Raw genomic sequence first — 12962 nt, forward strand, 5'->3', positions numbered from 1 at the left:
GCATAAAGTACGTAGGTTTTTCCTTCTACATTATTAATAGCCATACGACCAACCTGATCTCCTAACGCTGTCATTTCTGTGCTGCTGCTCACTACATCTACCGGGGTAGCAGATAAAGCCGGAAGCTGGCTACTAGGAATTTTACCGTCAGCCCCCAAGGTAGCAACACCGTTGGCAGCTGCTTTTTCTACTTTATCAACTTTTGTATCAAGAGCTGTTTGAGTAGCAGTACTGATCGGTTTATCGGCATCACTGGTGTTATCTACATTGCCTAATCCAAGATTGGTTCGGGCATCGGCAGGGTTGTTAGCTCCTGTACCACCGTTAGCTACATCAATAACCCCAGTTACATTTGAAGCACTTCCACTAATGTTTCCTGTGACTTTCAAGCCATCCACAGTTGCGATTTTATCATTTGTAACCGCTCCATCAGCTATTTTAGGTGTTGTAACGGCATTGTCTGCCAGCTTAGCTTCTGTAACTGCTCCATTAGTTATTTTAGGTGTCGTAACAGCATTGTCTGCTAGTTTAGCCTCAGTAACTGCCCCGGCAGCTAATTTATTTTGCGTTACCGCTTCATCAGCAAGCCCTAGCGGAGTCGCATTTCCATCACCCACTAAGGTTGCATCATGGTTAACGGCTGTCATTCCGCTTCCATCACCAGATGTGATTGTTGCCCATGTTCCATCACCACGCAGAAACGTATTCGCGTTACGTGTACCACTTGCTTTTAATTTTATAAGATCTACTCCGTTATTCAGCAACCCTATCTCCCGTACACCTGAGCCATAATTAGAAATATTGATTCCTGCCCCTGGCATGATATTAGTAAGCCCTGCTTCGCTCCAGCCAAATCCGCCACTCCCATCAGAAGACAACACATAACCTGTTGAACCAAAATCTGTTATGTTCTTCAATTTTGTTGCAGTAATGGCTCCGTCTGTAATTGAGGTTGCGTTGCCTATAGAGGTTACAGGGCCTGTCAGGTCGGCATTAGTCGTTACTGTAGCCGCATTACCAGTAATATCTCCTATTGCAGTACCTATAGTCGGATTATTCAGTATAGGCGACTCTGCCAGCACTACGGCGCCTGTTCCTGTTGTACTGGCCGATGAAATTGCTCCTCCGTAACCAAACAATATACCATTAACAGATGTACCTAATGTGATCTCTGAACTGCCGCTTGCATTATCAACAGTGCCCGTAAAGCCATTTGCAGCCGATATAGTTACACCACTACTTCCACCCCCGGAACCAACCTGCTCCTGCAATTGCTCCAGTGCTTCCTGTACATTAGTAGCCGTTACCGAACCAACAGGAGTGAAGGGTACTGTACTGGCTGACTGATCGCCAGTATTTGTTCCGGATAGATTACTACCGGTAACAGTTCCTGTTGCCGCAACAGACGTAGGGGTAATATTTCCTAGATACAGCGTAATTGCTGGAGTAGTCGAAAAGTTTGAAACCGTACCAGATATTCCATTGGCTGCATTGATAGATACAGACGTTACCGTACCGGTACCTGTACCAGTGCCGCTACCACTTCCGCCGCTATACCCTAAGGCTGCAGCGACTTTACTGTCCACATAGTTCTTTGTAGCCGCATCCCATAACTGCAAGGGCTCCTGCATGTGGGTAATTCGCTGAAAGCCCATATTTACATCCGCAGTAGCTGGTCCAAAACCACTTAAGGGAATATTTACTTTATCAAGGTCAGCATTTTGAACAGTACCATCGGCAATTTTATCTGAATTAACTGCGCTATCTGCTATTTTATTTCTGGTAATAGCAGCTTCTGCTATTCTAGGTGCAGCAGCTATTCCTGTTAAGTCTCCCGCTAGTTGCACTTTACCCTTTTCAGCTGTCGTTGCATCTGGGGTGGCGTCCGCCGCCGAAGCGCCGGCAATTGAAACTCCTGTTGCAGGCCATGCTCCATTTGCTTTAGGGCCAAATAAAGTATAGTTAGTTAGATTAATATAAAAGTCACCGTCTTTACCAGTACTTAAAGTTGGATTACCAGAACCGTTCAAGATAGTGTTACCACTTTCGCCAGTTCCTCCAGTCGACGTATCAGTGTTCGTGAGTAGCCTCTGCCATTGCCCATTATTGTAAAAATAGAACCCCGGTGTATCGTTAGTCTGATAAACAAGCAACCCATTAGCCGGGCTGTTTATAGCACTACGCTGTGCAGCCGTCATTCTGGGAGCAAGCAAGCCTTTTGAATTAGAGTATATATCAAGCTGAGCACTGGCATCTGGCGTAGTAGTACCTATACCAACCTGAGCTTGTACACTAAATGCAAACAGTAACCCGCTTATTATAAGAAAGCATTTCACTGACATTATAAAGTAATTATTCAGATTCATTGGTTGTAAAAATTTATTTCTTAAAGGAAGGTCTCTTTTAAATGATTGATGGCTAGCTGAAATAAGGAGATGCAGTTCCTTGTAGAACCCAGATATCGTATTGTTCCTTATTAACAGCTAAATGAGGGCATGCTGGGTGCATCTCCTGTTGCCAATTAGTACTGTTCATGTACTGTTGCTTCTTATGGAAACGAAAAGAAGCTTTGTTCCACATAGTAGTCATAGTAAAAGATGATACATCACCTACTATAGAAGTTGCCAAATCAGGCATTTTTAAGAAACCTTCTCTATGCGCTGAACTTTCAAAATTTCTTATGAACTGATTATTGCTTACTGCAAATTGCACTACTTCACATAAACCAGGCTTATTACTGGCAGGACTACCATTTGTCTTAGTCTTGGTAGTAGCAGTTTTGTCACCTGTATTCGTGTCTTCTCTCATTACATAGAAATGTATGAAATAGACGTTAATACCAGGTTCAATAGGCTGATTTATAAAAGAAGCCTTTTGGAGAACCATGTTAGAAGCTTCTTTCCTATTAGCGAAAGTACTTTTATTCCTCTCTGTTCTATTTAAAGACACCTTTATAGAACTGCCCTGTACCAGGACTGTAACTAAAGTAAAGAAAGTAAGAGAGAGTGTTAAGTATAATTTACTCATAGACCCTTATTAAATAATGTAAAGTAAATTTTAGTGCAGGATCAGCAAGCTTAGCTTATGTATAGACTACTGCAAAGAATGGACAAGTAAACCAGTATAGGCCTTCCAGGCCAAACCAATTAATTTTGACGTGTTCTAAATGACTTGTAGAATAAACTAAAGTGAGAAAACATTATTGATATCAATCAAAGACAAACTGTTTTAAACTAACCTATTAATGTGTATTTCAAACTTTACTAGCACTACTTTTTATAATTTTACAACCTCCGGCACAAACACACATAAAATTGCAATCCTTATATTATTATTCTTCATTTAAACTAGCTTAAGCTGCCTCTTTTTCACAGCCACAGACGTCAAAAAAAGCCTGCATAGTAAAATCAACAAACTACTAGTCTCCTCACCTATTGCAATAAAATTATGCAAAAGTAGTGCAGCAAATCTTAAATAACAAAAGGACAAGACTTTAATAAAAACAATTTATAACTTTTACACCGCTCAATAAAACAGTTAACCAAAGCAACACTAATAAAACAGACGACACCCCTACAAACAAGTGATTGTACTTACTAACTAAAAAACAACTTCTATATTATTTCATATTTAGTTAATTAACTACACACACACACATCATAACTATTATGCAATTAGCTCCTGTTTTAAAACTCATCAATAGACAAAAAGGCGTACTCAACCGAATTACTGCTCTTCTATCCTTAATCAAGTAATATCTCCATGCAAGTATAAAGGATACACCTAAACGTATACTTAAGCTGAAACTGCATGTATTGGCTCTGCCAGAGAGCTTGAACCAATCAACCCAAAAGATGCACCTTTTAGCGTATGGTCAAAGAATGCCTTCACTAGAACTCTGGTTTCGTTGTGATAGTACTTGCAGTCTCCGAGAAGAAGACGCTTAAAGGGCACTGCCAACACCAAGTCTGTAAACGACAAATGCTTCGCTCCATGAAGGGCATAACGGTATATTACCCCTTTAGCATAATAATTTATGCGGCGGTTCCACTCGTCAAACATCATCGTCTGGTATTCTTGGCGGCTCATTCCCACCTGCTCCAACTGCCTTGGTTTCATTTCCTCAGCAGGCCTAGGCTCAGCACGAATTTCTAGCAAGGGCTTATATGTTCCTTTGGTATAGTTTTCTCCAAAATAGAATCCGTCCAGGTTTACAGCAGACTCAAAAACATCACTCACTGTTACCGTATTAAAAGAAGCAGCTCCTCCAAAAGCATGTCCTACAAGCCCAGCTTTGCCTAAATTTATCTGCCTGGAAAACAACTTTCCTTTATTATTAAGCTGCTGGAGTTGTTCATACACAAACAACTGGTCTTCGCTCCACAAATCAATAATCTCGCCTCCTGCAGAAACATCCTGCAACACATCGTGTTTCAAAAAATCTCCTACCACCCCATCCGGAAAAACAGAACCGATGGAGTAGCCGTCGTGCTCAATACTGGCCACCAAGTAGCCATGGCTAGCTAACTCTTCCACCAAATAGGTATTCTGGCCACGCATACCATTTATACTGTGTGAAAAAAGAACAACAGGCAGCTCATCTACGTCTGCAACCGGAGCATTCAAATATGAATGGGTTTTTCCTTCAGCTATATGTTTTAGTGATTTCTCTGGTAGCCCTAAGACCTGAGCCAGGTTATGAACAACCGGGCTTTCTGGTGAAAGATAGCTTACGCTCTCCCCTTCACACTCTGTTGTTGGATAATACAGAGACACTATCAGGTTCCTATATCCGCTAGAGGAAGTGCTGGCAACCCGCGCAGAATCCATAAGAACACGCTCCTGATATCCTACACGATAAGCTCCGGTAGGTGCTGGGATAACAAATTTGTCACGAAGCAGTTCTTTATGAACAAAAGCTAGTAACACCAATACAACAGTTAGCAAAAACAGGATCATATTACTGGATAATTTCATCATCAGACGCCCCTTTATCAGAACCATCTAATTTGTAACAAATAAACAAAAAAAAAATGATCATCAAACAAAGAATTTAGAAAATAATTAAATAATACTTTACACGATATCAACCTCTTATAAACTACACCTGTAGTTATACTATAGATAAAAGCTATACAACTAGCCACAAACACACATTATACGCACTAATCATCTAAACTAAATAAATATATTACAGCATACATATTATTAGTATAGTTCAATTAATATAAAGTTAATACATATTCTAAAAATATAAAATTATACATACAATATATTAATATTAATATTAATATATATTTCCATAAAACTAGCATTTATATAATGAAATCATAAACATATATACTCTTAATAAGAATTGTAATATAATGTTACAACACACTTTTAGTAAAAAGTCAACACTTCAAGAACAATTCACATTAAGTGAACACCTAAGTATGCTCTATCAATATCAAGAAAGCGATTGTTAAGTGTGCGATTGGCCACCTATTACAAGAGCTGTTTAGTTGACTTAGAAGCAGGAAGTGAGCATAATAGTAGTAGCTATAACAACCAACACCTATATATGCAGAACTAGAAGTAAAAGGCACTATTTAAAATCTACAGTGGAAAAACAAGTGTTGAGAATTCAGAACATCTAGAACAGAAAGACCCCATTAAAAGGCAGGCAAAGCAGCTCACCCCAACAGGGATAAGGGTGAGCTAGCAAGCGTAAAGAAAAGAAACAGATGAAATCGAGCAGGTAATTCTATTACAGCAAAGCAGCTAAAAGTTATTTATACAATGGCTATAATGAGAAGTTTGACAGGGAAAAAGAACTATGATAAGGAAGCCTTACCAAAAAAGAGCAGCCAAGATAATACGAAAAAAAGAACTAAGATTTAGAGCACGTCACTCTTGCTTAAACAGACAAAGGAAAGCTGACTGAGCAAGATATTTGGGAACATTGATACAGCTTCACTAGCCTTATAAGACTAGACTAACTTAAGCACTTATTCTATATCAAAATAAAGAAAGTCTTCTCTAAAGCCATGCCGTCGCTCCAGCACAACTTACTTGTTTGTATACTTTGAAAGGGAAAGAGTACTTTCTGGTAAATAAGCTCTTAACAGGAAATACTTCTTTCCTTCCAGTACTTAAGAAAACAAGGTTTATTTATTGGTGCCAAGCCTTGAACCTACTGCACTTTATATATTATAAAAAGCCTTTTCAATAATAAGCATCATACAGACAAAGATCTTATCCAGCTTTAGATTTAAACTTTTTCTGGAGCTCCTGTATGCTGACTTTAAATTTCTTGTCTGTGTCAATCATATCTGACACAGTTTGCACAGAATGAATAACTGTACTGTGGTCGCGGCCACCGAAGTGGTAGCCGATAGATTTAAGAGAATGGCTGGTAAACTCTTTGGCAAAGTACATGGCTACCTGCCGCGCTATAACTATTTCTTTTTTACGCGTTTTAGCTTTAAGTGAGTCTAAGCTAACCTGGAAATACTCTGCTACAGTTTTCTGGATGAAATCAAGGTTAACCTCTGTCTCAACATCTTCTATAATATGCTTCAGGGCTTGCTTTGCCAGCTCCAGATCAATTTCTTTTCTATTAAGAGAAGATTGCGCTATCAGGGAAATAAGCACTCCTTCCAGTTCGCGCACATTAGTATCTACACTGTAGGCCAGATATTCTACCACATTATCCGGAATATCAATGCCATCACTCTGCATCTTTTTCTGGATGATAGCCATACGCGTTTCAAAGTCAGGGCTTTGCAGGTCGGCTGTTAACCCCCATTTAAAGCGAGACAGCAGGCGTTCCTCCAATCCTTTCAAATCACGAGGCGGGCAATCCGACGTCATGACAATTTGCTTGCCGGACTGGTGCAGGTGGTTGAAAATATGGAAAAACATCTCCTGCGTTTTATCCTTGCCGCTTAAAAACTGAACGTCATCTATAATCAGGATATCCACCAACAGGTAAAAGTTGGCAAAGTCCTGTACGTTGTTTGTCTTTACTGACTCAATAAACTGGTTCACAAACTTCTCAGACGACACATACAGCACAAACTTATCTGGATTGCTGTTTTTGATGTGGTTCCCGATAGCCTGCACCAGGTGCGTTTTCCCCAGTCCTACACCACCATAAACCATCAGTGGGTTAAAAGAGGTAGTACCAGGTTTATTTGCTACAGCATAGCCAGCTGAACGGGCCAGCCGGTTACAATCTCCCTCAATGTAATTCTCGAAAGAATAAGACGGGTTTAGCTGTGAGTTAAGGAAGTTCCGGTCAATGGTTTTAGACTCAAACGGGCTCTTGATAAAGCTTTGCTCTGGCTTGTAAGAGTTAACGACAGCTGCCGGTATTTTTTTAGTTGGGATATTTACCGTTTGCGGCTTATTTGAATCATTGCCACGGTCAACAATAATAGAGTACTCCAATCGCCCCTCACTGCCCAGTTCCTGATAGATAACTTTCTTCAGCAGACTTACATAGTGCTCCTCCAACCATTCATAAAAGAACTGGCTGGGCACTTGTATGGTCAGTACACTATCGCGCAGAGAAATAGGTCTTATTGGCTCAAACCAAGTCTTATAACTCTGTTCGCCAATATTTTCCTTTATAACCTGCAGGCAGTTACTCCATACGGTTGTACAGTCTTTAATCATCCAATTTTCCAAAACACACAAGATTCGTTTTGTGGAACAAACCTCTCCTTATCGGCAGGGGGGTTACAAAAATGCTCAAATATTTCTAAACAAAAAATTATTTATTCACGAAGTTAATACAGGGTTATCCACAGGCACAAGAGCCGTACTTATACCTTTTTTTTCTTTTGATTTCCTATTGAATAAGAAGTCAATACGTCCTAAAAATATACCTGACCAACCGACTTGATTAACTAACGTTTCATGGCCACTCACATGGCGCACAACCTCTGGCTCATCCAGAAAAGTATGCGTGTGCCCTCCTAATATCAGGTCTATACCTTCTACCTGCTGCGCCAGTTTAATATCGTCAATTTTTTCGTCTTTGTACTCATACCCGAGGTGAGACAGACAAATAATTAACTGGCACTTCTGGTTCTGCCGCAGTTCCTGCACCATCTCCTTTGCTACCTGCACCGGGTCTTGATACACCGTTTCCCCAAAATTGTTTTTGCTAACCAAACCTTCCAGTTCGATACCAAGGCCAAACACTCCTACCCGCACGCCTTGCTTCTCAAATATTTTGTAAGGCTGAAAGCGGTTCTTCAAAATAGTTTTTGAGAAATCGTAATTAGCAATTATAAACGGAAACGTGGCATTGGGTAATTTGTTTTCCAATCCTTTCAGACCGTTATCAAAGTCATGATTCCCTAAAGTAGACGCATCGTACTTCATCTGCGACATCAGCTTATACTCCAGCTCTCCGTTGAAAAAGTTAAAGTATGGCGTGCCCTGCCAGATATCGCCGGAGTCCAGCAACAACACATTTGGTTCCTGCTTCCGAACCTCCTCTATCAGCGATGCTCTACGGGCCATACCTCCCATGCCTCCATAAAGGCGGCCATCATCCGGGAAAGGGTCTATGCGTGAGTGCTGATCATTAGTGTGCAGAATAGTAAGCTTTATTTGCTGAGCCGCATCCGCAGAAAAAGGCAAGCCTACTAAGCTAAGCCCTGCCGCGCCTACCGCTGTTGTCTTTAAAAAGTCTCTTCTTCTCATGGCGTATGGTTAAGGAAGAATAGTAACTCTGTTAGCAGTGTCAGCGCCCACAGGCAACCCTTTAGCTGTTAGCTGGCGAATATGCTGTATGATAGCGTCGCGCATCATTAAACCTACCTTTTCAGATTTTATTGCTCTTTTAAACACATTCAGATTGTCGCCGCCTCCTGCCAAGTAATCAGAAGTAACTATGGTATAGTTCTTTACCGGATCGAAAGATTGGCCTCCAATCCTGATATCTATCGCTTTGCCGTCTTTAACTTTATAAGTAGCATTGGCAATAGGAGCATATTTAGCTTCCGCTGCAATATCAAAGAACTCCTGCACTGCTTGTCCATCCAATGCAAGCACAACCAGTTCGTTTTCAAAAGGCATCAGCTCAAAAATACTCCCCACTGATACCTGCCCCAGAGGAATAGGAACGCGCAAACCACCATTAGTCGTTGTAGCCATGTCTATATGCCCTTTATAAAGTGGCCTTGCCTCTTCCAGCATAAGGTCGACCACAAAATTTCCAAGCGGAGACTGGTAATCTGCTGCTTTGAGTTCTACTGGAGCATTGCCTATAATTTCATTCATTTTAGCTGTTACCTGCTCCCGATAAGGTGCAATTTGTTGCTCTACCTGCGGGTCTGCAACAATAGTTTTATCTACAGGCACGTCTGTTTGCGCAAGGCTTGGCGAAGCCTGCCAGGAACGCTGGCAGGAAACCAAGCTGAGCACTAACAGGAAAGTGCCTGTAACTTTTGGAAAAATTCGCAACATATAAATCAGATACTTTTAACGCACAAAGTTATCAACATCTCTAACACTCACCAAGAAGTAAAAGATATAAGGTTCTATATAAAAAATGCTTTTGCTTTGGGCATTTTGTGTTGTAATAGTAAAGCAGGCCTTCATTAGCCTCCTTTAGCTTAGCCACAATAAAACACAAAAGGGTATTACCTGTCAGGTAATACCCTTTATTAAGAAGTTAAATGCTTTTAGCTGGATGAATGCTACTCTTCCTTTTTATGAGAAAATAACCAAGGTAGTAAATCAGGTTCTGCAAAGGCATAATCCCAACTGTTGTGGTCTACTCCCGGGTAAAGCGTGAGCTTCACGTTGCCTCCAGCTTTTAGGATAGCTTCTGCCATTATTTTAGACTTTTCTACGGGAACTACGCTATCTTCTTCTCCGTGAAAAACCCATAGGTCTACTCTCTTAGCAAATTTCTTTGCTGTAGCAGGGTGGCCTCCACCGCAGATAGGAAAGGCAGCCACAAACGTATCTGGTTTGCGTCTCAGCATTTCGAAAGTGCCCATTCCTCCCATAGAAAGTCCGCCTATGTACTCCTGGTTTTCATTAATAGAACCAGTGCTTTCCAGTTCATTTACTAAACCAATTAAAGCGTTCATGGCTTTAGTTGGTTTGCCCTTTTTTAAAAAGTTAAAGGTTCGGCTTTTGTCTTCGTTAGTTACAATGTTTACATTAGCCCAATAAGAGTCTTTGGGGCATTGCGGAAACACCACAATAGCAGGATATTTTTCCCGGTTTTCTGGCTCCAGGAAAAGTTTTGCTCCATAAGCCAGTTGTGCTTCGTTATCATCTCCCCTCTCTCCTGCGCCATGTAAAATCAGCACCAGCGGGTACTGCACTTTAGGGTCAAAATTTTTTGGGTATAATATCCGGTATTGCAGACTGTCATCGCCTTTTCTGAACACTTTTCTCTCGTAAGCATCTAATGAAGACTGGCTTTGAGCAGGAAAAGCTAACACAGCAAGTAATAAGATTATCAGATATTGCTTCATATATAAAGATAGAAAATAAATTAACCTCTTATTGGTAATAAATTGTCAATAAGAGGCACTTGTAAGTTATTGCGCTAGAGTAAAACTAGCTTCCTGTACATCGCTGGAATTGGTGCCTACAAAGACCTTAAACTCCCCTGGCTCAAACACATACTCCAGATCTTTATTATAAAACTTAAGGTCTTCGGCAGTAAGTGTGAACGTAACTGTTTTGCTTTCGCCTTTCTTTAAAGAGATTTTCTGAAAACCTTTTAGTTCTTTTACAGGTCTTGTAACAGAAGCTATCACGTCTTGTACATACAGCTGCACTACCTCTTCTCCATCATAATTACCAGTATTCTTCACATTTACGCGCACCTCCAGTGTCTCATTAGGGTTGACGGTATTTTTGCTCAGCTCTGGCCTGCTGTAGCTGAATGTAGTATAGCTTAGGCCATAACCAAACGGAAACAATGGTTCATTTGAAACATCCAGGTAACGTGACTTATATTTATCCAACAGTTCACCACCATAAGGGCGGCCTGTATTCTTGTGGTTATAGTAAATCGGCACCTGCCCTACCACTTGCGGAAAAGTCATGGTAAGTTTACCGGATGGATTATAGTCACCAAACAGTACATCCGCGATAGCGTTTCCTGCCTCTGTACCGGCAAACCAGGTTTCCAGCATAGCATCAGCGTTTTCAGCCTCCCAGTTCAATGCCAGCGGACGGCCACTCATTAACACGATTACCATTGGCTTGCCTGTCTTCTTCAATGCTTTTAATAAATCCTGCTGCTTTCCGGGTAAGGTAATGTCTGCACGGCTGGAAGCTTCACCGGTCATGCCTTGTGATTCTCCTACCACTGCCACAATAACATCTGAGTTCTGTGCTACTTTTACCGCCTCAGCAATCATGTCTTCAGATGATCTACTGTCTATCTCCAGGTTGCCTCCATGTGCATTCAACCGTTCAATCATTTGCTGATCATCGGCAATGTTAGCTCCTTTGGCATAATTGATTTTAATGTCCTTGCCTGCTACATTACGTATCCCCTGCTCTACGGAAACTGCCTGTTTCCAGTCACCGGCGCCACTCCAGTTACCAATCATGTCTCGCTGGCTTGTAGCCAATGGCCCGATAAGGGCTATAGAACCTGTTTTTTTAAGAGGCAGTGTTTGCTTGTCGTTTTTCAGGAGCACCATAGTTTTGCGGGCAATATCACGGGTAGCCTCCAGGTACTCCGGCTTCATGATGTTTTTTTTCGCACGCTTTTCATTGGTATACCGGTAAGGGTCCTGGAACAGACCTAACTTATATTTTGCTTCCAACACACGACGGCAGGCTGCATCCACTTCTGCCTCACTTACTTTGCCATCTTTAACAGATTGCTGCAGGTTGTTCAGGAAAACTTCTCCCACCATGTCCATGTCTACTCCTGCTTTAAGTGCCAACTCCCCTACTTCAGCCTCAGTACCCAACCCATGAGGAACCAGTTCATTGATGGCTGTATAATCTGTGGCTACCATACCTTTAAAGCCCCACTTTTCACGTAACAGCTCTGTCATCAGCCAGCGATTAGCTGTGGCAGGCACTCCATTTATATCATTAAATGAGGTCATTACACTTGCAGCTCCTGCATCTACAGCTGCTTTATAGGGAGGCAGATATTCATTAAACATGCGGTTCATGCTCATATCTACAGTATTGTAATCGCGTCCGGCTTCGGCACCACCGTATAAGGCAAAATGTTTAACACAGGCCATTACGGTATTTTCTTTTGTAAGGTCATTGCCCTGGTAACCACGTACCATAGCTCTGGCAATCTGCGATCCTAAATAAGTATCTTCGCCAGCGCCCTCTGCCACTCGTCCCCAACGTGGATCGCGGGCAATATCTACCATCGGTGAGAAAACCCAGTTCAGACCATCTGCAGAAGCCTCCTCGGCAGCAATACGTGCACTGCGCTCAACAGCTGCTAAATCCCAACTGGAAGCAAGCCCCAGAGGAATAGGAAAAATGGTTTTGTGCCCATGAATCACATCATAGCCAAAAAGAAGGGGAATGCCCAGCCTGGTACGTTTTACAGCCATTTGCTGCAGTTTTCTGGCTGCTGATGGAGTAAAGGTATTAAAAACACCACCAATGTAGCCTTTTTGTATTTTCTCGTCTACGTTCTCGCTCACAATAGGACCCGTTACATCGAACCCAACAGCCGCCAGGTTTAACTGCCCTATTTTTTCTTCCAAAGTCATTTTTGCTATCAGATCATCAACAAACTTGTTCATTTTCTGATCAGTGCTGACGGCAGAGGTTGTTACCGGCTTTTGTTGCTGGGCCACTGCTTGCGTACCCATAAAGCCTATAGACATAATCAATGCCGTTTTTATTATTCGCTTCATGTATTGTAATATTGTTTAGGTAACTTTTTAGGTGTGTATTTTTAAATTGAGTGGCAGAATGCTAAGGAATAGCTGATGTTCTATAGGAGT

General features: G+C 41.5%; 8 protein-coding genes. All 8 read right to left on the bottom strand.

Annotation, left to right across the window (positions count from 1 at the left end; all coding sequences use genetic code 11):
• The coding region (locus LN995_RS15715; protein WP_394801834.1) for a beta strand repeat-containing protein at positions 1-2366 on the bottom strand (2366 nt) is incomplete at its 3' end.
• A 52-nt stretch (positions 2367-2418) separates the two neighbouring features.
• Complete coding sequence (locus LN995_RS15720; RefSeq protein ID WP_229962036.1) at positions 2419-2886, bottom strand: hypothetical protein; 468 nt, start codon at positions 2884-2886, stop codon at positions 2419-2421.
• A gap of 909 nt (positions 2887-3795) precedes the next feature.
• Positions 3796-5004: an alpha/beta hydrolase family protein gene (locus LN995_RS15725; protein ID WP_229962037.1), complete on the bottom strand. Its 1209-nt coding sequence runs from the start codon at positions 5002-5004 to the stop codon at positions 3796-3798.
• A gap of 1233 nt (positions 5005-6237) precedes the next feature.
• Complete coding sequence (gene dnaA, locus LN995_RS15730; protein ID WP_229962038.1) at positions 6238-7662, bottom strand: chromosomal replication initiator protein DnaA; 1425 nt, start codon at positions 7660-7662, stop codon at positions 6238-6240.
• Positions 7663-7767: 105 nt separating this feature from the next.
• Complete coding sequence (locus LN995_RS15735) at positions 7768-8700, bottom strand: bifunctional metallophosphatase/5'-nucleotidase (protein WP_229962039.1); 933 nt, start codon at positions 8698-8700, stop codon at positions 7768-7770.
• A gap of 9 nt (positions 8701-8709) precedes the next feature.
• A complete protein-coding gene (locus LN995_RS15740) occupies positions 8710-9465 on the bottom strand; it encodes a 5'-nucleotidase C-terminal domain-containing protein (RefSeq protein WP_229962040.1) in 756 nt (251 codons plus the stop codon).
• Positions 9466-9698: 233 nt separating this feature from the next.
• Positions 9699-10490 carry a carboxylesterase family protein gene (locus LN995_RS15745; protein WP_229962041.1) on the bottom strand — a complete coding sequence of 264 codons (792 nt, stop codon included), beginning with the start codon at positions 10488-10490 and terminating at the stop codon, positions 9699-9701.
• A gap of 66 nt (positions 10491-10556) precedes the next feature.
• Positions 10557-12872, bottom strand: a complete 2316-nt coding sequence (gene bglX, locus LN995_RS15750) for a beta-glucosidase BglX (RefSeq protein ID WP_229962042.1) — start codon at positions 12870-12872, stop codon at positions 10557-10559.
• Positions 12873-12962 lie beyond the last annotated feature (90 nt).

This window comes from Pontibacter silvestris, from assembly GCF_020907275.1.
Taxonomy (GTDB): Bacteria; Bacteroidota; Bacteroidia; order Cytophagales; family Hymenobacteraceae; genus Pontibacter; species Pontibacter silvestris.